Consider the following 23131-nt stretch of genomic DNA (forward strand, 5'->3'; position numbering starts at 1 on the left):
CCGTGGTTGTTGGCGGCGTGCCCTGGTCACGGCGGGCCGAGGTGGTCCGGGCCGCGGTCGACGTGGCCGGTGGCGCGGTTGTGCCAGAGCTCAGGCGCTGCGGTGATCCGTTCGCCGCCGGGCCGGTCCCGCTATGTGGACACCGCGGTCACATCGTGGATTTTTGTGAACCTTGGAGAGTTACGCCCACATACGAGCCATAACTATCCAAGGTTCACATTCGGCCGGAGAAATCTGCCGGACGAAAGCCTCATTACGTGACGAAAACACTCTCTATAATGGACGCACGTCCCACATCGTGGACGGCAGGTTCATGATGCGGACGCGGGTCTCAGCAGGCGGTCGCCCGTCTCACGGAATGGAAGCGCCGCGCCGCGCGCCGAGCCCACCCGTCCAGCGTCCCAGCCGACCCGAACGTGCGCCGCCAAAGCCGGTATCGGCGCGTCGGTCGTGGTCTACAACTCGTTCCTGCCGACAAATCTCAGGAAATATCGGATATGCGAGAGGAGTGGCGGCGGGGTGGCGGAGGCCGACCGGCGGCGCGAAAAAAGCAGCCCCCGCTGAGAAGGCCCGCAGCAGGACCAAGCGTTGCGCCTGGACCAAGCACAACGGTTGAAGCGCAACCACCGCTCGGAACGCCCCAGCCATAGGGACGCCGAGTAACGGTCCCGAGCAGGAACTACTTAAGCTCGGCAGGCAGGAACCAAAGTGCCCCCGTCTGCGCTTCCCGCAGACAGGGGCACCCCGGCACGTGGTCGGGAGGAGGGACACACAGCGCCTCCGGCACTGGGTCGTTGGGCTCCTCGGAGATTGTCGCCAAGCTCTAGTGAGGTTCCGCGTACGGCGTCTCGTCCTCCCGCAAGAGAGCATCCTGCCGAAGGTTGAGATCGGTGCGCAAGTCCTCGACGGTTGGAAAATTTGACGATTGGCTGATACGCCGTCACCCAGCGTTATCCCAGCAGGCCGGCCTCCCGGGCCCCGCGCAGCGACGGCTTGATCTGATATGTCGGCCCGACCTGCTCGGCCACCGCATCGATCGTCTTCAGCCCCTCGCCGGTGTTGTAGACGACGGTCTCCTTCGACGGGTCGAGCTTTCCGGCGGCCACCAGCTTCTGCAGCACCGCGACCGTGGTGCCGCCCGCCGTCTCCGCGAAGACCCCGGTTGTCTCGGCGAGCAAGCGGATGCCCGCGCGAATCTCCTCGTCGTTCGCGTAGTCCATCCAGCCGCCGGTACGCCGGACCGCCTCGATCGCGTACGCCCCGGCGGCCGGGTCGCCGATGTTCAGCGACTTCGCGATGCCGGTCGGCTTCACCGGGATGATCTCGTCGGTGCCGCGGTGCAGCGCCGTCGCGATCGGGTTGCAGCCTTCCGACTGCGCGCCGAAGACCGTCCACCCGTCGGCCGGAGCGGTAGCCAGACCGATTTCGACCAGCTCGGAGAACGCCTTGTCGATCTTGGTGAGCAGCTCCCCGGACGCCATCGGGATCACCACCTGCGCCGGGATGCGCCAGCCGAGCTGTTCGGCCACCTCGTACCCGAGGGTCTTGGAGCCCTCGGCGTAGAACGGCCGCACGTTCACGTTGACGAACGCGGTGTCCTCGAACTCGTCGGTCTCGACCAGCTCGCCGCAGAGCCGGTTCACGTCGTCGTACGAGCCCTCGATGGCGACCAGGTCACCGCCGTACACCGCGGTTGTGATCACCTTGCCCTGCTCCAGGTCGTACGGGATGAACACGATGCTCGGCGCGCCGACCCGGGCGGCGTGCGCGGCCACCGAGTTGGCCAGGTTGCCGGTGGAGGCGCAGGCGAAGCGGTTGAACCCGAGCCCGCGGGCGGCGGTCAGCGCCACCGAGACGACCCGGTCCTTGAACGAGTGCGTGGGATTGGCCGAGTCGTCCTTGACGTACAGCGGCGCCTGCAGCCCGATCGCCGAGGCCAGCGCCGGCGCGGCGACCAGCGGGGTCATGCCCGGGTTGAGGGTGACCCGCTGAGCCGGGTCCTGCCCGGTGGGCAGCAGGGCGGCGTACCGCCAGATGTTCTGCGGGCCCGACTCGATGTCGGCCCGGGTTACCCGCGCGAGCGCCGCCTGGTCGTACGCGACCTCGAGCGGGCCGAAACATTCGTAACAGGCGTGCTGCGCGGCCAACGGGTACTCGGCGCCGCAGGCGCGGCAGACCAGCCCGCGAGCGGGTGAGGTGGGGGTAGCGCTGGGTGCACTGACGGCGGACGTCATGGAGGCCTTCCCTCTCATCTTTCCCCGCGGCGATCTGCCGACCAGGGACGGAATTAGCACCTCTCCGCGCGCGGCCTCGCCATCGAGACATGCGTGGTGGTTGCCGGGGCTTCACAGGGCCGTTCCCTCTGCCCCTCTGGATGAGGTCTTCAGTTGTGTCCATCACCTTACGACGTCGCGTCACGATCTTCATCGGTGTGTCCCGAGGTGTGAGCGACTTCAACATCCGATCCTACGAAGTGATGTCCTTTTTGGTGAAGCGCCAGAACGCGAGACCCCAGAAGAGCGTCGCGTAGAGGATCGACGTGATCGCCCCCTTGGCAAGGTCATCGATCTGGGCCGGGGTGGAGAGCAACCCGATCCACGCGTTGCCGTAGTGACTGGGCAGCACGTCCCGTACGTCGCCCAGGGAGTTGATCTGATCGAGGATGCTGGACAGGATCCACACCATCACGGCACCACCGACCGCCCCCAGCGGCGCGTCCGTGAGCACCGACGCGAGGAAGGCCAGCCCCGCCACCACCAGCAGGCTCACCGCCAGGTAGGCGGCCACCGCGAGCACCCGCACCAGGCCCGACGCTTCCGGGATCTGCGACGAGACCATGCTGCCGAGCGGATGCCAGCCGTAGCGCAACGTGCCGGCCAGCAACCCGACGCCGGTCAGCAGCAGCAACGCCACCAGCGAATACCCGCCGGCCACCACCAGCTTGACGCCGAGCAGCCGGGCGCGCGGCACCGGAACCGCCAGCAGATAGCGCAGACTGCCCCAGCCCGCCTCGCTCGCCACCGTGTCGCCGAAGAACAGCGCGACCACCACGACCAGCAGGAACCCCGCCGACACCGCGAGGCAGAACAACGCGAAGTTGAGCCCGCCCGAGGTGGCCAGGTCGTTCAGGCTGCCGAACGGCCCCACGTCGTTCGGGTCGTCGTCGGTGCGGTTGCCGCCGAGCTCGAAGGCGATCAGCACGATCAACGGCAAGGCCGCCATGAACCCCAGAGCTAATTGCGTACGCCTCCGCGAAGCCTGCCGCCGCACCTCGGCCCACAGTGGCAGCGTCGCCGAGGGCCGGTACCCCATCGCGGTCATCGGTCCCCACTCCCCACCGAGTTGTCGCCCACCAGGGCCAGGAAGGCGTCCTCGAGGCGGCGCCGGGGCACCACCCGGTCGACGTCCACGCCCTCGCGCACCAGCGTCGCCACCAGTTCGGCGCGCGGTGTCCCGTTCATGTCCACGATCAGTCCGGAATTGCCGTCGTGGGTCACCGAGCGCACGCCCAGCCGGATCAGGATCCGCTCGGCGGCCGGCACGTCGGAGACTTCGAGCTGCACCGACGGCGACTCGCCGACGATGTCGTCGACCGGGCCGGACGCGACGATCCGGCCCTTGTTGACCACCACGGCGTGCGTACAGGTCTGCTCCACCTCGGCCAGCAGATGGCTGGAGACCAGCACCGCCCGGCCCCCGGTGGCGTACCGGCGCAGCACCCGGCGCATCTCGGCGATCTGCGGCGGATCGAGCCCGTCGGTCGGCTCGTCCAGCACCAGCAGCTCGGGCAGCCCCAGCATGGCCTGCGCGATGGCCAGCCGCTGCCGCATGCCGTGGCTGTACTTGCGGGTCTTGCGATGCACCGAGTCGCCCAGCCCGGCGATCTCCAGCGCCTCGTCGAAGTGCGCGTCCTCGAGCGGGCGGCCGGTCGCGGTCCAGTACGCCTTCAGATTGTCCAGCCCGGTCAGATGCGGCAGGAAGCCCGGCCCCTCGACCAGCGCACCCACCCGGGACAGGATCGGCGAGCCCGGCACCAGGCGGTGACCGAAGACCAGCGCCTCCCCCTCGGTCGGCATGGTCAGGCCCATCAGCACCCGCAGCGTCGTGGTCTTGCCGGCGCCGTTCGGGCCGAGCAGCCCGACGACCTGGCCGCGCTCCACGGTGAAGCTGATGTCCTCCACCGCGACAAACCCGTCCGCGTACGCCTTGCGCAGGTCCCGCACGACCAGCGGCGTCTCGGCGAACTCGGGCTCGGCCGGCCGATCGCGTCGACGCAGCCGCCGCCGGCGCAACACCAGCACCACGAGCAGTCCGATCGCGAGCGCCACGAGCACCGCCGCGAGCACGTACCACCAGATGGCCTCGGGGTTGGCGATCGGCGTGCCCACCAGCGTCGGCAGCGTGAGCTGCGGTCCCAGCGCGACGGTGTAGGTCGCGGGTTGCGTCGGCGAGAGGAAGGCCTGGTCGGTGGTGGCGACGACGACCCGCACGCGGTGGCCGGGCGCGATCTCGCGGACGATGCCGGGCAGGGTGACGCGCACCGGCCGGGCCTGGTCGATGAGGCTGGGCAGTCCGGTGAGCCGGACCGGGGCGATCAGGCCGGCGGTGAGCGTCTCGGCCCCGGTCTGGTCGACGTCGTAGAGCTTGACGAACAGCGTGGCCTCGCCGGTCGGGGACGCCGCCCGTAGTTGCAGCGTCGGCGCGCCGGCCACCTCGACCGCGCTGCGCACCGGCGGCGACTCGAAGGTGGCGTGCTGTCCGGGGATGTCGTTGACGGTGCCGGCCAGCAGCGTGCTCAGCCGGGCGTCGGCGCCGGGCAGCGAGGAGAGCGCGGCCGGGTTCCCGTTCGGCGGGTTCGCGATCGGCTGCGCCGGGCCGGTCAGGTCCAGCCGGGTGGTCTCGGTTCCGCCGAGCCCCGGGTACGCCTTGACCGAGTACCCGTTCGTGACCAGCCCTCGATCCTCGGCGCTGAACCCGGCCACCCGCGAGTACGTGAAGCTCGACGCCGGCGCCGTCCCCTCGCCCTTGAGGTAGTGGTCGAGCCACTGGGCGGTCAGGAACTGCACCCGGTCCTGGTCGGTCTTCGGGCCCACGCCGCCGTCGTGCCCGCCGGTGAACCAGGCGACCCGCACGGGCGTACCGGTCGCGGCGATGCCCCGGGCGTTGGCGTCCGCCTCGGAGAGCGGGAAGAGCGAGTCGACCTCGCCCTGGATCAGCAGTGTCGGCGCCTTGATCTGATCGAGCACCGGCGCCGGGCTGGATCGGTGCAGCAGGTCGAGCGTCTTCTGGTCGGGGTGCCCGGCGGTGGCCAGCGAGAAGTAGGCGGCGCACACGTCCGGCGCGAACCGGCCGCAGGCGGGGTCGATGCCGCTGGTGGCGGTGCTCTGACCGGCCGGGACCGCACCCGCGTTGCCGAAGAAGATGCCGGCCCAGCCCTTCTTGAACACGCCGGTCGCGCTCGTGTCCGCGGACTGCTGCAGGAAGGCGTGGCCGAGGTCATTCCATGTGATGGACGGCACAATCGCGTCGACGCGGTGGTCCTGCGCGGCCAGCAGCAGCGCCAGCGCCCCGCCGTAGGAGCCGCCGACCACCGCCACCCGCGGATCGCCGGGCGCGTCGGTCTGGATCTCCGGGCGGGCGGCCAGCCAGTCGAGCAGTCCTTCCGCGTCGCGCACCTCGTAGTCGGGGCTGTCCAGATGGATCTGCCCGCCGCTGTGCCCGAACCCCTGCGCGGTATACGTCAGCACCGCGTAGCCGCGCTGCACCAGCTTCTTCGCGTCGGTGTCGAGCGACTCTTTGGTGCCGCCAAAGCCATGCGCGAGCAGAACCGCCGGGACCTTGCCGGAACGATCATCGGGCAAGTAGAGCCGGGTGTCGATGGAGACCGCTTGATTGCGGTCCGGGCCGGTGAGCATCGCGATCATCTGATCGTGCGTGGTCCACGAGTCACGATCCGGCCAGGCGGCCCAGCCGACGACCGCGGCGATCAATGCGACGACCACCGCGGAGGCGATGAGGCGTCCGCGGGTCATCCGTAATCGGCGCAGCCCAGACATGCCGTGAACGGTAACCGGGATGCCCAGGTTGTTGCCTGTGAAAGCTCTCAGCGAACCGGTCGGGGACTCTCAGCTTGTTCCGGGCGATAGCGTGGACGATCGGAGCCGGCTCTGAATGGAAGGCACTCTCTGTGGCTGACGAACTGACGCTCACCGTCACCCTGCGTCCGGCCGCTCTCGACGCTCGCCGAGGCATCGTCCGCCTCCACCCGGAGGTGATGGCCGCGCTGGCGATCAACCCCGGCGATCCGGTACGCCTGACCGGTCCGCGCACGACCGCAGGCGTCGCCGCCCGCACCGAGACCCCCGCGAGCCGGGCGCTGCTCTACGCCGACGACCTGACCCTGGGCAACCTCGGTATGCGCGACGGCGGCCAGGTCACGATCGCCCCGCTGCCGGTGGTGGCGGCCCGGCGGGTGACGCTCAGCGGCCCGGCCGAGATCGTCGCCGTCGTCTCCCCGGAGATGCTGCGGCTCGCCCTGCTCGGCAAGGTGGTCAGCTCCGGCGACGACGTCTCGCTGCTCCCGCAGGACGTGCTGCCCGAGGCCGGCAACCGCTCGCTGGTCGAGGCGGCCCGGCGCAGCCTGGCGAACCGCGTCGGGTACGCCTGGACCAGCACCCTGCTCACCGTCGTCGCGGTCGAGGACGCGGACGCCGCCCTGGTCACCATGGACACGGTGGTGGGCTGGGCGGACGGGCAGTTCGCGGCCCCCACGCACGGTCCCGCGGCGGCGGTCCGGCCGCACGCGCCCGCCTCCACCGACCCCGAGGTGCCGCCGCCTAGCCTCGACGACCTGCCCGGCCTGCGCGCCCAGGCCAAGGAGCTGCAGGAGCTGCTCGATCTCGGCTTCCACCACGGCGAGGTGCTGACCCGGCTGGGCACCAAGGTGTCGCTCGGCGTGCTGATCTCCGGCCCGTCCGGCTCCGGCAAGTCGGCGCTGGTGCGTGCGGTGGCGGCGCAGGTGGGCGCGCGGGTGGTGCCGGTCTGGGCGCCCGAGCTCGCGGCGCTGACCAACGACGCGGCGGCCGGCCGGCTGCGTCAGCTCGTCCGCGACGCCCGCGGCCCCGAGCCCGCCGTGCTGATCTTCTCGGACGTCGAGGCGCTCGCCCCGCGCGACGAGCCCGGCCCGTTGTCGACGGTGTTCCGGCAGATCCTGGCCGAGGTGGTGGGCGCCGGCGTGGCGGTGGTGTGCACGACCAGCCGTCCCGAGTCGGTCGACCCGTCGCTGCGCGCGCCCGACCTGCTGGCGGTCCAGCTCGCCGTGCCGCTGCCCGACTCGGCGATGCGCCGCGAGCAGCTCGGCGTGCTCACCCGCGGCATGCCCTTGGCCGAGGACGTACGCCTCGACGACGTCGCCGGCCGCACCCCCGGCTTCGTGGCCGCCGACCTCGGTGCCCTGGCCCGCGAGGCCGGTGTTCGCGCCGCCCTGCGCCAGAAGGAGTCCGAGTCACCGACCGTGGCGATGGCCGACTTCGAGGCCGCGCTCGACGTGGTCCGGCCCACCTCGATGGCCGACTCGACGCTCGAGGTGGCCGCCGTGACCCTGGACGACGTCGGCGACATGGCCGAGGTCAAGCAGGTGCTCACCGAGTCGGTGCTGTGGCCGCTGACCTATCCGGACACGTTCGCCCGGCTCGGGGTGTCCCCGCCGCGCGGTGTCCTGCTCTACGGCCCGCCCGGCTGCGGCAAGACATACCTGGTGAAGGCGATCGCCGGCACCGGGCGCGCGAACGTGCTCTCGGTCAAGGGCGCCGAGCTGCTCAGCAAGTGGGTCGGCGACAGCGAGCGGGCGGTGCGGGCGCTGTTCCGCCGGGCCCGGGAAGCGGCGCCCACGCTGGTCTTCCTCGACGAGGTGGACGCGCTCGCGCCGACCCGTGGCCAGGCGACCGACGGCGGCACCACTGACCGCGTGGTGGCCGCGCTGCTGACCGAATTGGACGGCGTGGAAGACCTGCGCAACGTCGTCGTGGTCGGGGCGACCAACCGGCCCGACCTGATCGACCCGGCGCTGCTGCGGCCCGGCCGGCTGGAACGCCTGGTCTACGTGCCGCCGCCGGACGCCGAGGCGCGGGCCGCGATCCTGCGGGCGTCGGCCCAGACCGTTCCGCTGGACGAGTCGGTCGACCTGGTAAAGCTGGGGGCCGAGCTGACCGGTTTCTCGGCTGCCGACTGTGCGGCGCTGATCCGGGAGTCGGCGCTGGCCGCGATGCGGGACTCGCTGGAGGCGACGACGGTAACCGCGGCGAACGTGGCGAACGCGCGGGAACGGGTGCGGGCGTCGCTCGATCCGGTTCAGGTGGGGTGGCTCGAGGCGTACGCGGAAAACCACCAGCGCGGCTGAGGTCAACGACGACGCGTACGGGCTCGGGTGGATCTCAGGCGCCGCAGGCGGCCGACCAGCACCGGGTCGTGCTCGAGCGCGGCCGGGTTGTCGAGAAGCGTGTTGAGCAGCTGGTAATAGCGCGTGGACGAGACGCCGAACGTGTCCCGGATCGCCTGTTCCTTGCTGCCGGCGTGCTTCCACCACCGGCTCTCGAACTCGAGGATCTGCAGCTCGCGATCGTCGAGGGCGGCCTCGGAGTGTTCCGGCGCGCGCTGAGCGGGGATGTGCTCCGGCTCTTGGTCCTGCTCTTGTGGAGCGGGGTTGGGCTCCATGGCGCTCCAAAAACGAATGCACGACTGCAGCGGAACCGCCAGCATAAATGCTGGCGGCCCTCCCTCCGCATGGGCAGCTCGACGTTACCTCATGTCACGTCTCGCTTACGCATCGTCCACAGAGAAGCAATCACAACGAGGAGAAAAATCGCGGCGAGGCCGGTGCCGGCCATCTGCCAGGTGAGCGTGAGCGTGTCCGGCTGACAGCCGCTGGTGGCGCTGAAGTCGCACGACGAGGTGTCCTGGATCGTGTACCGCTTGCTCATCCAGGCGATCATCCAGACCGGAATCAGGTAGGCCTCGAAGAACTTGACGTGGGCCAGGTTCAGCACCGTGCCGAGACCGAACTGGAAGACGATGACCAGGCCGACGACCGCGCCGAGCGCCATCGCGGTGTGCCGGCCGATCGAGGCGAGACCGAAGCCGAGAGTGCCCGCCGCGACAACCAGGCCCAGGCCGCGCAGCTCCATCAGGGCCATCGACTGCCAGGCGCCCGAGGTCATGCTGGCGGTGCTGCCGCGGGCGTGCGCGATGAGGACGAACAGGCCGGTCCAGGCGGCGGCGAGGACGACGGTCAGCGCGGTCACCCCGACCAGGAACGCGGCCAGCTTGGTGCTCAGCACGCGGATCCGCTGGGGTCGCCAGAGCAGCAGGTTCATCATGCCGCCGCTGCTCCACTCGGCCCCGACGAAGCTGGCGCCGACAATGAACGCGACCACCGCCATGATCGCCGCCAGCGTAGTGACCATATCCGGAAATTTCTCGCGGAAGTCGAATGTGGGCGGCATGTACCACTCGGCCGCAAAATTGTCCGGGGTCGGGGTGTAGAGGTTCGCGCAGTCCGGGGCGTCCGCGGCGCCCTGGGCCGCCGCGCAGTCCGCTTTCACCTTCTCGGCATCGGCCAGCGCCGAACGGTATTCGTTCTGCGCCTTCAGCTGCGCCGCGGCGATCTGATCGGGGCCGACCTTTTCGCTGGTGAGGAACGTGCCGGCCGCGACCGCCGCGAGGATGAGCAGGCCGCCCAGCACGAACAGCCGGGTGAAGCGGCGCTTGAGCAGCCGCCGGGTCTCCGCCTGGTAGAGGCTCATTCGCCCCACCCGCCCTGCGCCGGCGCCATCGCGGTCTGGTCGACTTGTCGGTTCTTGCCGTCCACCGGGGCGGTCTGGGTGATCTCCAGGAAGACGCTCTCCAGGTCGGCGGCCAGCGGACTCAGCTCGCTCACGTAGATCTGCTTCTCGGCGAGGATCCGGGTGATCTGGGCCGGGTTCCCGGCGTTGCCGACCGTGAAGTGGTCATGTTCGACGGTGACCTGGGCGCCGTTGGCCCGCAGCAGCTCGACCGCGCTGCGCGTGTCGACCCCCGGCTCCAGCCGCACCTTGACGCCGCCGGCCTCGGCGTGCTGCGCGAGCACGTCGGCCACCTTCCCGTACGCCACCCGGCGTCCCGCCGAGATGATGGTGACCGAGTCGCAGATGAGCTGGATCTCCGCGAGGATGTGGCTGGACAGCACGACGGTCATGCCGGACTCGGCCAGCGTGCGCATCAACGTGCGCATCTCCCGGATGCCACCCGGGTCCAGCCCGTTCGCCGGTTCGTCCAGGATCAGCAGCGCCGGCTCCTTGAGCAGCGCGGACGCGACCGCGAGCCGTTGCTTCATGCCGAGCGAGTACGTCTTGACCCGGTCCTTGGCGCGGTCCCGCAGCCCGACCAGCTCCAGCACGGCGACGACCCGGTTGCGGTCCACGCAGCCCGCGTCGGCGAGCAGCGACAGCGTGTCCCGTGCGGTGAAGTTGCCGAAGAACTGCGGGCTCTCCACAATCGCGCCCACCCGCCCCGCGACCCGCGGCAGGTTGACCGGCACCTCCTGGCCGAGCAGCGCCATCCGCCCGCCGTTGGGCTTGATCAGGCCGAGCAGCGTACGCAGGGTGGTGGTCTTGCCCGAGCCGTTGGGCCCGAGAAAGCCGTGCACCTGCCCGGCCTCGACCACCATGTCGAAGCCGTCCAGCGCCTTCCGTACGCCCTTGCGGCTGCGATACGTCTTCCGCAGCCCGGCGATCTCCAGTACGGGACTCATCCGCGAGACTCTAGGCAACTTCGTCAATGTCCGCTATGCGCGGAACGCCGTGATGTCATCTCGCAGAGTGTCATCCAGGTCTCCCGCCCCGAGCCGCTCAACCACACCGTTCACCCGTACGTGCTGCTCGGGATGCCCCGCCCAGTAGTCGCGCGGAACGCGCAGCACCGCCACGAGAAGGTCCCCGGGGTAGAAGTCACCCTCGGCCAGCGGATCCTCCTCCAGCCGGTCGAGCGCGAGCGGCAGCAGCGCCCCCAGCCCCACCTTCTGCCCGATGAGAACCCGAAGGTCCTCGGTGTCGAGGCTGCCCACCGGCCGCCGCCGAAGCCCGTGAACAGTCGCGACGAGCCGCGTGGCCCCGGCGGGCGGATCCCCCCAGTAGTCCTCCTCGATCTCCTCGAGCGACCGCTCCTCGGACATCGCGAGATCACCTCCTCCCATCGTCGACGTGTGGATCCTAGGGCCGCGGCACGAACTGTTCCGAGTGGTCGAGCAATCGGCTCGCCTCGGAGAGTTCCTCCTGGTAAGCGGCCTTCTCGGCCTCCGAGGCCCGGGCGTCGCCGAGAAGCCGCTTGAGCTGATCGATGCGCTTGACGAGACCGCGCTGGGCGTTCTGGACCTCGTCGACGTGATCCCATGGCTGGCCGGTGGACTTGGTCGCGACGACCTCGCCCTTAAGTTCCCGGCTCGCCGCGTCGAGGTCCTTCTCGGTCAGATGCTCCTTCAGCCGATCGGTTTTGCGCGGCACCGACCGCGCCGGGCTGCTGCCGCTGACCGGAGAGACCGCGTCCTCGCCGGCAGCGTGCTGCATCAGCGAGGTCGTGGCCGCTCCGGTGATGCCGGCGCCCGCCACCACGCCCGCGGTGGCGACCATGTTGAGGGGCGTGCCCACGACGGCCCCCACGCCGGTGGCGTCGAGGGCGAACCCCAGCCCGTCGCCGGCCGCGCTGACGGCGGTGAGCACGATCCCTCCGGCCAACGCGGCCGTTTCTCCCGGGTGGTGCACCATGGCGTTGCCGAACGAAGCGAATCCGTTGACGACCTTGGCCCCCACGTTCCGCGCGAAGTCGCCGACCTGGTGCAGCCAGCTTGACTTCTCCGGGGCGGCGTCCGCCTCCTGGGCGAGGAAGCGCCCGGCGGTTTTCCCGGCGCTTTCGACCTGGTCTCGCGCAATACGCAGGGTGTCGAGCGCGGCTTGCCGGCCCGGCTCGCCGGTGTCCATGAACGGTGCGATCAGCTGGCCGGGCGGAGTCTGCGCCACGGCTTGCTGGTAGGCGCCGCGCGCTCGCGCGGATTCGGCTGCGGCCTCGTCCCAGAGCCGGATCGCCTCGGCCGCCTGGCCCTGTGCCCACTCAAGCGTGTGCCCATACGTAGTGAGGGCATCTCCGGCGGTGGCCAGCGAGTTGGCAGCCGAGTACCACTTGTTGGGCTCGTAGCTGAACTTCACGTGGAACTCGTCCGCCGCGACGCCTTGCCAGCCGCCTGCATCGATGTCTGCCAGGCCGTCGCCCGTCAGTTCAAGGTGGCCGGCGCGCACCTGAAGCGCCTTCGCGTTCGCGGCCACCGTGGCCGGATCGCCCGGTACCAGGGCACGAGGGTCATGAGTCGCGCCGAGCTCAGTCATCGACGACCCTCTCCGCCGGGTCGGAGGTCAGCCGTCCCGCCGCCGAAGCGTCCGCCTCGCGGTAGGCCGTCGCCGCCGCGGTGAGAATCTCGGCGATCGCGTCGGCGTCCTTGACCAGGATGTCGAGGCCGTCGCCCCACCGTCGGCAGAGGTTCTCCATCTCCTGGTGCACCCCGGCGTGGCCGTAGGTGGCTTCCTCGCGATCAAGCTCGTCTAAAGCGGATTCGCGCTGATCCGCCACACTTTGCGCGATGCCGGTCGCGGCGGCCTCCAGCACGTCGACCTCGACGTGAAAACCCGGTCCATCCATGGTCGCCCACCCCCGTCGTGACGCTCAGCGACGATGCTAGGACCGCGCGGCAACATCGACGGTGATCGTCGAATCGGGTCAGGCCAGGCCGGCGTCGTGGGCCAGGAGGGCTATCTGGGTGCGGTTGTCCAAGGCCAGCTTCGTGAGGATGTGCGAGACGTGGGCCTTGACCGTGGCCACCGTCATGGTTAACTCGGCGGCGATCTCGGCGTTCGACTGGCCGCGGGCGATGGCCAGCACCACGTCGCGCTCGCGGGGGCTCAGGGCGGCCAGTTCGCCTCGGGCCTGCTGGAACGTGCCGGCCTGGAATGCGACCCGGTCCATCAGGCGGCGGGTGACCGCGGGGGACAGCATCGGCTCGCCGGCGGCCACCTGGCGGACCGCGTGCACGATCTGCGGGGGTGGGGTGTCCTTCAGCAGGAAGCCGCTGGCGCCGGCCCGCAGGGCGTGCAGGATGTTCTCGTCGGTGTCGAAAGTGGTCAGCACGATGACCTCGGGCGGGTGCGGGCGGCCGCGCAGGCGGCGGGTCGCGGTGATGCCGTCGATCCGGGGCATGCGCAGGTCCATGAGGACGACGTCGGGGGCGTGTGCGTCGGTTGCAGCCGGGACCTGCTCGCCGTCGGCGGCCTCACCGACCACGGCGATGCCCGCGGCGCCGTCGAGCATCATGGTCAGCCCGGCGCGCACCAGAGCGTCGTCGTCGACGACGAGCACGCGCACCGGCCGGCTCACGCCGCCGGCGGGTTCCACGGCCGGATCGGTCACGCCGGCCATGCTATCGACGGACCTGGTGGTCGCGCTGTCCCCAGACGGGTTGGTGGCACGCCGTCGTCCGACCCGCATCCCCACCTGCCGCGATTCGCAAGCAGCCTGCGCAAACTCGCCGGGGCGGCCGGCGTTGTAGCGAGCGAACGCCGTGCGCCACCTCCGCCAACTGCCCGTGCGCTCGCCCCCACGAACGCCGCGCGCCGCCACCGCCCGCTGCCCGTGCGCTCACCCCCACGAACGCCGCGCGCCGCCACCGCCCGCTGCCCGTACGCTCGCCCCCACGAACGCCGCGCGCCGCCACCGCCCACTGCCCGTGCGCTCGGGCCGGCCAAGCGTGGCGCCGTATCCGACATTTCCGGTGATTAGCCTCGATCGGCTGAGCTATCGGGCTGCTGGGCTCGGCGGGTGGCGTGCGGCGCTTCCACTAAGTGGGACGGGCGACCGCCCTCTGAGACCGGCACCCACATCTTGGACCTAGCGTCTGCGATGTGGGACTCTCGTCCATTATGGATGATCGTTTTATCCGGTAATGCGGCTTTCACCCGGCCGACTTTTCCGGCCGAATGTGAACCTTGGAGAGTTATGGCTCGTATGTGGGCGCAACTCTCCAAGGTCCACGAAAAGTCCACGATGTGGCTGCGACGTCCCACATAGCGGAACCGTACAGCTGTTTCTCGCGCCGCTCACCCTCCGATGAGTTGGCCTTCCGTGGCGGCCCCTGCGAGGGCTGTCGCCGTGGGGAGCTGGGACGTACCGGCCGTGGCGGGTACCCACACCCGGTAGGGTCGCCGCGGTGTGGGGAATCGCAGCCTCCCAGCCGTCGCCACTGCCCACACCCGGGCGGCAGTCGCCGCGGCGTGGGCAACCACAACCTCCCAGCCATCGCCACTGCCCACACCCGGGCGGCAGTCGCCGCGGCGTGGGCAACCACAACCTCCCAGCCATCGCCACTGCCCACACCCGGGCCGCAGTCGCCGCGGCGTGGGCAACCACAACCTCCCAGCCGTCGCCACTGCCCACACCCGGGTGGGCGGCCACTGTGGGCAGCTGGGACCTGCCCGGGCCTAGCGGGGTCGCCTCGCACGAGGGACTCCTGGCCGACGGAACCAGCTGAACAGTCACACGATGTAGTTTCGACTGTCCACATAGTGGAGTGTGCGCGTCCGAGCGGATCGTCGCAGCGACCGTGACGATCTCCGACGCCGCAGCGCCTTACGTCGCGCATCAGGTCGGCCGCAGTCGGTCCGGGCTGGATATCAGGTCGGCCGCAGCCGCCCCAGGCTGCATATCAGGTCCGCCGCAGCCGCGCCGGGGTTTGCCGTCGGCGGCGGGCTGGCTTTGCCGATCGGGATTGCGCCGAAGCAGCACCGCAGCCGCGGTAGGCCGACAAATCCACAACGGCCAGCCCCTGGGCCGGGCCGGCGCGTGTATCAGGGGCCGGACCGGTCACGCGTGCGCAGCGTCTGGGGCACGCCGGTCACGCTGGCCCAAGACTGGTCGCATCTGCCCCGGTGGTGACCCGCTGGTCAGGATGGCCACGGGATCCAGGCGTGCAGGCGGAAGCCGCCGTCGGCTCGGCGGTGGTCGAGCTCGCCGCCCGCCAGGCGGACCCGCTCGGTCAGGCCGACCAGGCCGGTGCCGGTACCGGGCACGGACGGGAGCGCGCCCTCGGGCGGCAGCGGATTGCGGACGTCGATCTCCAGGCGGGTGCCGGGCTCGCCGGTCATGGTCACCGACACCGGGCGGCCGGTCGCGTGCTTGCGGGCGTTGGTGAGTCCCTCCTGGACGACCCGGTACGCGGTGCGGGCCGCGGCGGCGGGCAACGCCTCCGGGTCGCGCACCTCGTCATGCAAGCGCACCTCGGCGCCGGCCGCGGTGGACTCCTCGATCAGCCGAGGGACGTCGGCCAGCACGGGCTGCGGACGCGTCTCGAAGCCGGGCTCGTCGTCGCGCAGCAGGGTGATCACCTCGCGGAGCTCGCCCAGGGCCTCGTGCACCCCGGCGCGGACCACCCCGGCGGCTCGTGCCATCTGCTCCGGCGAGGAATCGGGACGGTATTCCATGGCGCCTGCGAATGTGGCGAGCAGCGACAACCGGTGGGCGAGCACGTCGTGCATCTCCCAGGCGATGCGGCGCCGCTCCAGCATCCGCGCCTCCGCGACCCGCCGGCCCTGCTCGGCCTCAGCGCGGTGGGCGCGGTCGCGCAGCGAACGAATCAACGCCTGCCGGGCCCGCGCCCACGCGCCCCAGCCGAGCAGCGCACCATAGCCGATCGCGACCAGGGCCAACCACCAGCCGTACGAAATGCCGCCTTTGAACCGCCAAGCCCCCTGGATCGCGTGCGCGGCCAGCCCGGCACCGCAAACCGCGAGTGCGACCGGAAAGCGCCGCTCGCGGGCGGTCTGCAATGCGCCGAACGAGGCCGCCGGGGTGGCCGCGGGCGACACCAGCGCCAGGGCGCTGATCACCAGCGCCCCGCCGACCGGCCGCCACAGCACCAGCGGCGACGCGGCCCAGGCCAGCACGCCAGCGACCAGGTCGAGCATCGGCACCGGCCCGTCCCAGTCGGCCCAGATCGTCAGGCCGGTCAGCACGCCCAGCGGAACAAGGGTCAGGACCACGCCGACGGCCACGCCGACACGACCTGCCCCGGCGATGTGCCATGGCGGCGCGACAAGGCGGCCAGCGCTTGCCGACTGCGACGGCGACCCGACGTCGTGGCCGTCGCGCACCGGCCGCGACGACGACCCGATGTCGCGACCGTCGCTCAGCGGCTGCGACGGCGACCCGACGCCGCGACCGTCGCTTGCAGACCGCGATGGCGACGCGGCAGCACGCCCGGCGGGTGCCGGGTGTGATTGCCGTCCGCCGAAGCGACCTCGAATCCGATTCACGCGGCGAGGCTAACCAAGCGGCGTCGGCCGCCGATACCTACTTAAGTTGGTGGCACAAATATCTCTTGGCCGATGTGGCGACCATGCCGGCTGGGCCACATTCATCGGCATGGAAACCACAACGCGCCTCGTCACCATCGCCGCCGCCACCGCCTCCGCCCTCGTCTACTGGACCCTCACGGACGGGATCGGCGGCGTCGATCTCGCGATCCGTCAGGGCGGCGAGACACAGCCGATCGGCCCGGTCTCGGTCGCCGCCACCACCCTCATCGTCGGCTTCCTGGCCTGGGCGCTGCTCGCCCTCCTGGAACGAAGAGCTCAGCACCCGGCCCGCACCTGGCGGATCATCGCCCTGGCGGTCTTCGTCGTCTCGCTGGCCGGGCCGCTAGGCAGCGGCGCCGACCTGTCCAGCAAGCTGATCCTGACCGGCATGCACATGCTCATCGCCTTGATCCTGATTCCGAACCTGCCCAAGAGCGGCCGGCCTCAGGCGGTGATGACCCGCACGCCGGCCTCCTGAAACGCCGCGACGAGGCCGGGGGCCGCGCTGGAGTCCGTCACCAATGTCTCGACCTTCGCGATCGGGCAGATGCGGGCGAACGCGTGGCCACCCAGCTTCGACGAGTCGGCGATCACCACGACCCGTTTGGCGCGGGCGACCATCAGGCTGTTCATCGCGGCCTCACCCTCGTGGTGGGCCGCGGCGCCCAGCTCGACGTCCAGCGCGTCCACGCCGAGCAGCACGATGTCCAGGGTGACCTCCTTGAGCAGGGCGCCGCCGAGCGGGCCGACCAGCTCGAAGGACTGCGGGCGGACGATCCCGCCGGCCACCACGATCTTCATGCGAGAGCGCACCAGCAGCTCGTTGGCGATGTTCAGCGCGTTGGTGACCACGGTCAGCTGGGCGCCCTCGCCGCTGGCGTTCAGGTCGGGGCGCACGGCCAGGGCCCGCGCCACCTCGGTCATCGTGGTGCCGCCGTTGAGGCCGACGACGGTGCCGGGCGTGACCAGCTCGGCGGCGGCCTCGCCGATCCGCTGCTTCTCGGCCGAGTGCTTGGCGCTCTTGTAGCGCAGCGGGAGGTCGTACGAGACACCGTTGGCGACCGCGCCGCCCCTGGTCCGGGTGATCATCTGCTGCTGGGCGAGCTGGTCGAAGTCGCGCCGGATGGTGGCCTGTGAGACGTCCAGGCGGTCGGCAGCATCCTCGACACTGACCCGGCCACTCTCCGCGAGTAACTCGAGCAGGGCATTCCACCGCGCGTACCGGTCCACCCACACCCCCCGATGCACGTTCCGTGATAAGTGTGTGCACATTAGTGCGCGAAAGCCCGGGAAAGCAAAGCTCTGGCCTGCGCGGTCGAGGGACGGCTATTGCGCGTGCTCGGATCTTGCACGCAGAATGGCGCTCGAAAGTGCCGGGGACCGAGCGCATCTGCGCAACGACACGCGGTAAGGGATGGCCCATGTCTTACGTGACGGCGGAGATCGAAAGCCAGCCCGACTGCTGGCGTCTGGCCGCCAAGCTGGCCGGTTCACCGGGCCTTCCGGCCGCCGGGGAACGCGTCGCGGTCGTCGGCTGCGGCACGTCCTGGTTCATGGCCAAGGCGTACGCGAACCTGCGGGAGCGGACCGGGCAGGGCGAGACCGACGCATTCCAGGCATCAGAATTCCCGTACGACCGTAGGTACGACCGGGTCATCGCGATCACGCGGTCCGGCACCACGACCGAGATCGTCGACCTGGTCCGCGCGCTGACTACCGAAGCAAGCGGCACAGGCGCCGCGACCGGCACACGCGACACAGGCAGCACAGGCACACGCGACACAAGCGGCACAGGCACACGCGACACAGGCGGCACAGGCACACGCGACACCACAGGCGCACGCGGCACAGCCGCCACGCCCGTCACGGTGATCACCTCCGACGCGACCCAGCCCGCCGCGGACCTGGCCACCGACTCGATCGCGCTGGACTTCGCCGACGAGCGATCGGTCGTCCAGACCCGCTTCGCCACCAGCGCCCTCGCCCTCTTACGCGCCCACCTCGGCGCTGACATCGAGTCGCTGGCCATGGACGCCGAGGTCGCCGTGCGATTACCGCTTCCGGTGCACCCCGGGCAGACCGAGCAGATCACCTTCCTGGGCCGCGGCTGGACCGTCGGGATCGCCGAGGAGGCCGCGCTGAAGTGCCGCGAGGCCGCCAACTACTGGGCCGAGGCGTACCCGGCAATGGATTATCGGCACGGACCCATCTCGATCGCCGGGCCGCACCGGGTGGTCTGGGCGTTCGGCGACATCCCGCCGGGGCTGGCCGACGACGTCGAGGCGACCGGCGCCTCCTTCGTGCACAGCCGGCACCACGGCGGATACGCCGCACTGGGCCGCTGGGGTGGCGGACGCGCGCCGCTGGACCCGATGGCCGACCTGATCGTCGCGCAGCGCGTCGCCGTCCAGCTCGCCACCGCCCGCGGCCTCGACCCGGACCAGCCCCGCAACCTGACCCGTTCGGTCCTCCTGGCCTGAGTAAAAGAACATAGAACGGTGAAAGACGCGGCAGTCGTCGCCCTCGATGTGGGCGGCACCGGCATGAAGTGCGCGCTCGTCCGCCCGGACGGCACGGTCCACCACGCGGAGCGCCATCCCACCCGGGCCGAGCGCGGCCCGGAGGCGGTCATCGGCACGATCCTGGACGTCGCCGAGGGCCTCGCCCAGCGCGCCCGGGACGACGGACTCGACCCGATCGCGGCCGGCGTCGCGGTGCCCGGCGTGATCGACGAGGCGAACGGCATCGCGGTCTGGTCCTCGAACGTCGGCTTCCGCGACGTGCCGCTGCGCGATCTGGTCGCCGACCGGCTGGGCCTGCCCGCCGCCCTGGGTCACGACGTCCGCGTCGGTGGCGTCGCCGAGGCCCGGCTGGCGGCCGGCCGCGGCCACTCCCACGTCCTGTTCATGGCGATCGGCACCGGCATCGCGGCGGCCCTGGTCGTGCACGGCGTCGGCTACGGCGGGGCGCACGGCGCGGCCGGCGAGGTCGGGCACATCGTGGTGCGTCCGGGCGGGAACCCGTGCGGTTGTGGCGCCCGCGGCTGCCTGGAAGCACACGCCTCGGCCCGCTCGATCGGCCGCCGCTACGCCGAGCTGTCCGGTCATCCCGGCGCCACCGCCTTCGACGTGGTCACCCGCGCCGGCCAAGGCGACCAACTGGCGGCCACGGTCTGGCGCGAGGCGATCGGCACGCTGGCCGACGGGCTGGTCATCTGCCAGGGCCTGTACGACGTGAACGCGCTCGTCATCGGCGGCGGGCTGGCCGAGGCGCGCGACGCCCTGCTGGACCCGCTGCGCGAGGCGGTCCGGGAGCGGCTTACCTTCCAGCGGATGCCGGACATCGTGCGCGCCGAGCTCGGCGACAACGCCGGCTGCATCGGCGCCGCCCTGTTAGCCCTCGACCACCTGGAGAAGAAGACCCCATGACCCGGATCAGCGGCCACGTCGTCACCGCTGGCGCGGTCACCCCCGGCCACGTCGAGGTGGACGGCCCGGCGATCCTCACGGTCGCGGCGGACGCGCGGGCCGGCGACGACATCATCGTGCCCGGCTTCGTCGACATGCACTGCCACGGCGGCGGCGGGCACACGTTCACCACCGGCGACGCCGATCAGGCCCGGCGGGCGGCCGCGTTCCACCGCGCTCACGGCACCACGACGATGCTGGCCAGCCTGGTCAGCTCGCCGTTCGAGCTGATGCGCGACGCCACCGCGGCCTTCCTGCCGCTGGTCCAGGAGGGCGTGCTCGCGGGCGTGCACTTCGAGGGCCCGTACCTGTCCGCGGCCCGGTGCGGCGCGCAGAACCCGGACTTTCTGCGGGACCCGTCGATCGACGAGCTGACCGCGCTGGTCAAGCTGGGTGGGGACGCGATCCGGATGGTGACCGTCGCCCCGGAGCTGCCCGGCGCACTGGCCGCGATCGCCTTCCTGCGCGAGCACGGGGTGGTCGCGGCGATCGGGCACACCGACGCGAGCTACGAGCAGACGCTGGCCGGGGTCGAGGCGGGCGGCGCGGTGGCAACGCACCTGTTCAACGGCATGCGGCCGGTGCACCACCGCGAGCCCGGCCCGGTGGTGGGGCTGCTCGCGTCGACCGCGGTCGTCGAGCTGATCGCCGACAACATCCACCTGCACCCGGGTGCGCTGGCGTTCGCGGCCCGCACGGCCGGCCCGGACCGGGCCGCGCTGATCACCGACGCGATGGACGCCGCCGGCATGCCGGACGGCGGCTACGAACTAGGTGGCCAGGAGGTGGTGGTGGCCGACCGGGTGGCCCGGCTGGCCCGCAACGGCTCGATCGCGGGCAGCACGCTGACCATGGACGCGGCGCTGCGCAACGCGGTGGCCGCCGGGATCCCGCTGCCCGACGCGGCCGCGATGGCCGCGACCACCCCGGCCCGGGTGCTGGGCCTGGACGACCAGGTCGGAGCCCTGGAGGCCGGCCTGCGCGCCGACCTGGTGGTGCTCTCGCCGCGGCTGGAGGTCAAGCGCGTGATGCGGGCGGGCGAGTGGCTCTGAACTCCGCCGGGCGGATCGACGCCGGTGGGATCTTGTCGAACGGGATGCGGACCAGCAGGCGGGCCAGGAACAGGCCGAGGAAGACGCCGGCGATCGAATCGGTGATCCAGTGGAAGCCCAGGTAGACCGTGGTGCAGAAGACGATCACGACGGGCGCGACGCGGAGCGCGTAGGTCTCCCATCGCCGTAACGGCCGGCGCAGCAGAGCGGCGGCGAGCAGCGCGATCACCGCGTACCAGACCAGGGTGTTGCCCATGTGCCCGGACGGGTAGCTCATCGCCCGGCTGCCGTCGGCGTACGGGTTGAACATGATCGTCTTGTCCGGGCCGCTGAAGCTCGGCGCGGCCCGGTCGGCCCAGATCTTGAGCGGTCCGATCGTCAGATACAGCAGCACGTACGCCGCGACGAACGGATAAATCGCCCGGATCGATCGCGTGCGCCACCACAGCCAGACGGTCAGGATGAGCGCCACCGGGGTGAGCACCTGACCGCCCTGGCCCAGGTAGTTGAAGACCCGCGCGGTCCAATACGCCGGCCCGGGCTGGTGGGCGAAGGCCCAGTCGGCCACCCGCTGATCGAACGTGAGCAGGTGGCCGTTGATCAGCAGCGCGGTGAGCCCGGCGAACGCCGCGACCAGGACCAGGTCGAACCACCAGCCGAGCTTCGGCCTGGTCCGGGTACGCGCGATCGTCGCAGTCACGCCCTCAAAGTTAGAGGAGGCTGCGCAACTTGGCGGCGAGCAGGTCGCCCCGCACCCCGGAATTGGGGCAGCCGCCAAAGTGATGCAGCGCCACCACCCGGTTGGTCTTACGCGACAATACCGGTGATCCGGACGAACCACCCTCGGTGTCGCAATAGTACGAAACGTCCGAGTTGTTGGCATAGCCGTTGTACGCCGGATCGGCCACCGAACAGTTCCCGGCCTTCTCCCCCAGCGACCCGGCGATGCGTGTCGGCTCGCCCGCCGGATGCTGCGGCACGTACAGCTCCTGCCCCTTGACCGGCCGCGTCCCGTCCAGCACCAGGTACCCGAACTTCTCCACGGCGGCGAAACCGCTCACCGAGAACAGCGTGTAGTCGTACACATGGTCGGTCGAAAGGACCTTGTCGCCCCACACCTTCGTCGGCTGGAACACGTCGTAGCCGCCGCACTGCGCGCACTGATAGTTGAACCAGACTTCAGTGTCGTACGCCTCCGCGGACGTGGTCAGGCAGTGGTTGTTGGTGAGCATGCGGTTCTTGGTGCCGACCCGCCAGCCGGTGCACAGCTCGGTCCCGTTGATCAGCAGCCGGGCGATGGCCTTGCTTTTCGTGTACGCCATCGGGTCCGCCGATCGGTAGCACACGGCGTCGGCCGAGGTGTCGCTGCCGCAAACCGATTCCTCCCGCCCGGTACGGCCCGGCGCGGTCAGTTGTCCCTCCGGCTGACGTTCCTGTTCGGTACGACTGAACCCGCGCGCCACCTGGTCGACACCCACGCCGAGCTGTCCTAGCAGGGCGCTGAGCGGCGCGGTGGCACCTCGGTGCATTTCCAGGACCGCGGTGTCCCCGGTGATCGACATCGCCCACTTGTCGGCGTTTCCGGTGTTCAGGACCCCGGGAGCGTCGTACCGGTAGGACTCGGTGCCGGACGGGTTGGAGACCGTCAGATAGTCGCCGGGCAGCATCGCCATCCGCGCGAAGTGAAGCTTCACATAGGACGCTCCGGGGTAGCGGAACGTCTCGGTCTTCGGCCCGCCACCCAGGTAGTCCAGCAGTTTGCGCACCGACAGCAGCTCGCCGACCCGCTGGCGGCCGGCGTCACCACGCGCCGGAGCCGACTCGACCGTACGGCTGGTTGGCGAGGACGTGGCGCTCGCGCTGGGTTCCGGTGTCCCGGACCTCGGTTCGGCCGCGCTGGCCTGCGGATCCGCTGTTGCGGACGGCGACGGTGTCTCGATCTGGCGTTCCGCGGCCACGGGCGTGCTTTCGACGCCGGCGCCCTGCTCCCAGGTGCCGATCGGACGATGGGCCTCGGTGTAGCGCCAGGCGGTCGCGCCGGCCGTTCCGGACAGTGTCAGGACCGCCACCGCGGCGAGGGCTATGCCTGCCTTACGTCGCATTTTCGATCAACTCCGCCGATCGGTAAGGGGTTTGGGTGTGTAACGAGCCACCTGCGGCAGCGACGCGCGTACCGGGCGTGCACACT

At 70.8% G+C, this 23131-nt stretch carries 18 protein-coding genes, 2 pseudogenes and 1 riboswitch; of the genes and pseudogenes, 6 read left to right on the plus strand and 14 right to left on the minus strand.

All coding sequences use genetic code 11. The features are described 5' to 3' along the window. Nucleotides 1-950 precede the first annotated feature (950 nt). The 3 genes from thrC to HH310_RS12765 form a co-directional block, all read right to left on the minus strand. Nucleotides 951-2234, minus strand: coding sequence for a threonine synthase (gene thrC, locus HH310_RS12755; protein ID WP_169175724.1), 1284 nt, complete (start codon nucleotides 2232-2234; stop codon nucleotides 951-953). Between the two features lie 11 nt (nucleotides 2235-2245). Then, a riboswitch (SAM riboswitch) is annotated at nucleotides 2246-2381 on the minus strand. Between the two features lie 85 nt (nucleotides 2382-2466). Beyond that, nucleotides 2467-3321 (minus strand): ABC transporter permease, encoded by an 855-nt coding sequence (locus HH310_RS12760; RefSeq protein WP_169175725.1) that lies wholly within the window; start codon nucleotides 3319-3321, stop codon nucleotides 2467-2469. Further along, nucleotides 3318-6056 carry an alpha/beta fold hydrolase gene (locus HH310_RS12765; RefSeq protein ID WP_169175726.1) on the minus strand — a complete coding sequence of 913 codons (2739 nt, stop codon included), beginning with the start codon at nucleotides 6054-6056 and terminating at the stop codon, nucleotides 3318-3320. Before HH310_RS12765 ends, HH310_RS12760 begins: the two co-directional genes overlap by 4 nt. A gap of 131 nt (nucleotides 6057-6187) precedes the next feature. Here HH310_RS12765 and HH310_RS12770 point away from each other — a divergent pair, with 131 nt between their 5' ends. Continuing rightward, nucleotides 6188-8398 (plus strand): AAA family ATPase, encoded by a 2211-nt coding sequence (locus HH310_RS12770; protein WP_169175727.1) that lies wholly within the window; start codon nucleotides 6188-6190, stop codon nucleotides 8396-8398. Between the two features lie 2 nt (nucleotides 8399-8400). Here the strand turns inward: HH310_RS12770 and HH310_RS12775 are convergent, their stop codons facing one another. From HH310_RS12775 to HH310_RS12810, 8 genes are all read right to left on the minus strand, one after another. Further along, nucleotides 8401-8712, minus strand: coding sequence for a DUF3263 domain-containing protein (locus tag HH310_RS12775; protein WP_169175728.1), 312 nt, complete (start codon nucleotides 8710-8712; stop codon nucleotides 8401-8403). An 89-nt stretch (nucleotides 8713-8801) separates the two neighbouring features. Then, nucleotides 8802-9800, minus strand: coding sequence for an ABC transporter permease subunit (locus tag HH310_RS12780; protein ID WP_169175729.1), 999 nt, complete (start codon nucleotides 9798-9800; stop codon nucleotides 8802-8804). After that, entirely contained in the window at nucleotides 9797-10786 is a 990-nt protein-coding gene (locus HH310_RS12785; protein WP_169175730.1) for an ABC transporter ATP-binding protein, read from the minus strand. Before HH310_RS12785 ends, HH310_RS12780 begins: the two co-directional genes overlap by 4 nt. 33 nt (nucleotides 10787-10819) lie before the next feature. Then, nucleotides 10820-11206 carry a contact-dependent growth inhibition system immunity protein gene (locus HH310_RS12790; protein WP_169175731.1) on the minus strand — a complete coding sequence of 129 codons (387 nt, stop codon included), beginning with the start codon at nucleotides 11204-11206 and terminating at the stop codon, nucleotides 10820-10822. 37 nt (nucleotides 11207-11243) lie between these two features. Next, the gene (locus tag HH310_RS12795) at nucleotides 11244-12350 is read right to left on the minus strand and encodes a putative T7SS-secreted protein (RefSeq protein WP_312034016.1); all 1107 of its coding nucleotides are present in this window, start codon (nucleotides 12348-12350) and stop codon (nucleotides 11244-11246) included. A gap of 52 nt (nucleotides 12351-12402) precedes the next feature. Next, entirely contained in the window at nucleotides 12403-12720 is a 318-nt protein-coding gene (locus HH310_RS12800; protein WP_169175733.1) for a hypothetical protein, read from the minus strand. 78 nt (nucleotides 12721-12798) lie between these two features. Beyond that, nucleotides 12799-13494, minus strand: coding sequence for a response regulator transcription factor (locus HH310_RS12805; RefSeq protein WP_169175734.1), 696 nt, complete (start codon nucleotides 13492-13494; stop codon nucleotides 12799-12801). A 1520-nt stretch (nucleotides 13495-15014) separates the two neighbouring features. After that, the gene (locus tag HH310_RS12810; protein ID WP_312034017.1) at nucleotides 15015-16121 is read right to left on the minus strand and encodes a histidine kinase; all 1107 of its coding nucleotides are present in this window, start codon (nucleotides 16119-16121) and stop codon (nucleotides 15015-15017) included. 370 nt (nucleotides 16122-16491) lie between these two features. On the opposite strand from HH310_RS12810, the gene HH310_RS12815 reads away from it, so the two are divergent. After that, entirely contained in the window at nucleotides 16492-16902 is a 411-nt protein-coding gene (locus tag HH310_RS12815; protein WP_169175735.1) for a DUF6069 family protein, read from the plus strand. Here the strand turns inward: HH310_RS12815 and HH310_RS12820 are convergent. Further along, a complete protein-coding gene (locus HH310_RS12820) occupies nucleotides 16869-17654 on the minus strand; it encodes a DeoR/GlpR family DNA-binding transcription regulator (protein ID WP_169175736.1) in 786 nt (261 codons plus the stop codon). The genes HH310_RS12815 and HH310_RS12820 overlap by 34 nt on opposite strands. Before the next feature lie 191 nt (nucleotides 17655-17845). On the opposite strand from HH310_RS12820, the pseudogene HH310_RS45785 reads away from it, so the two are divergent. The 4 genes and pseudogenes from HH310_RS45785 to nagA all read left to right on the plus strand — a co-directional run. Beyond that, a pseudogene (locus HH310_RS45785) lies at nucleotides 17846-18136 on the plus strand (SIS domain-containing protein); the annotation flags it as partial. Nucleotides 18137-18310: 174 nt separating this feature from the next. After that, nucleotides 18311-18904: pseudogene (locus HH310_RS45790) on the plus strand (SIS domain-containing protein); the annotation flags it as partial. An 18-nt stretch (nucleotides 18905-18922) separates the two neighbouring features. Continuing rightward, nucleotides 18923-19852 (plus strand): ROK family protein, encoded by a 930-nt coding sequence (locus HH310_RS12830; RefSeq protein WP_169175738.1) that lies wholly within the window; start codon nucleotides 18923-18925, stop codon nucleotides 19850-19852. Next, nucleotides 19849-20943 (plus strand): N-acetylglucosamine-6-phosphate deacetylase, encoded by a 1095-nt coding sequence (nagA, locus tag HH310_RS12835; RefSeq protein ID WP_169175739.1) that lies wholly within the window; start codon nucleotides 19849-19851, stop codon nucleotides 20941-20943. The genes HH310_RS12830 and nagA overlap by 4 nt, the downstream gene beginning before the upstream one ends. On the opposite strand, the gene HH310_RS12840 is transcribed toward nagA, so the two are convergent. Then, on the minus strand, nucleotides 20909-21643 hold the full coding sequence (locus HH310_RS12840; RefSeq protein ID WP_169175740.1) for a phosphatase PAP2 family protein: 735 nt from the start codon (nucleotides 21641-21643) through the stop codon (nucleotides 20909-20911). The two genes, nagA and HH310_RS12840, sit on opposite strands and share 35 nt — an antisense overlap. A gap of 10 nt (nucleotides 21644-21653) precedes the next feature. Then, entirely contained in the window at nucleotides 21654-23045 is a 1392-nt protein-coding gene (locus HH310_RS12845; protein ID WP_169175741.1) for a serine protease, read from the minus strand. Nucleotides 23046-23131 lie beyond the last annotated feature (86 nt).

Origin of the sequence: Actinoplanes sp. TBRC 11911 (assembly GCF_012933445.1) — a bacterium.
In the GTDB taxonomy this organism is placed as follows: Bacteria; Actinomycetota; Actinomycetes; order Mycobacteriales; family Micromonosporaceae; genus Actinoplanes.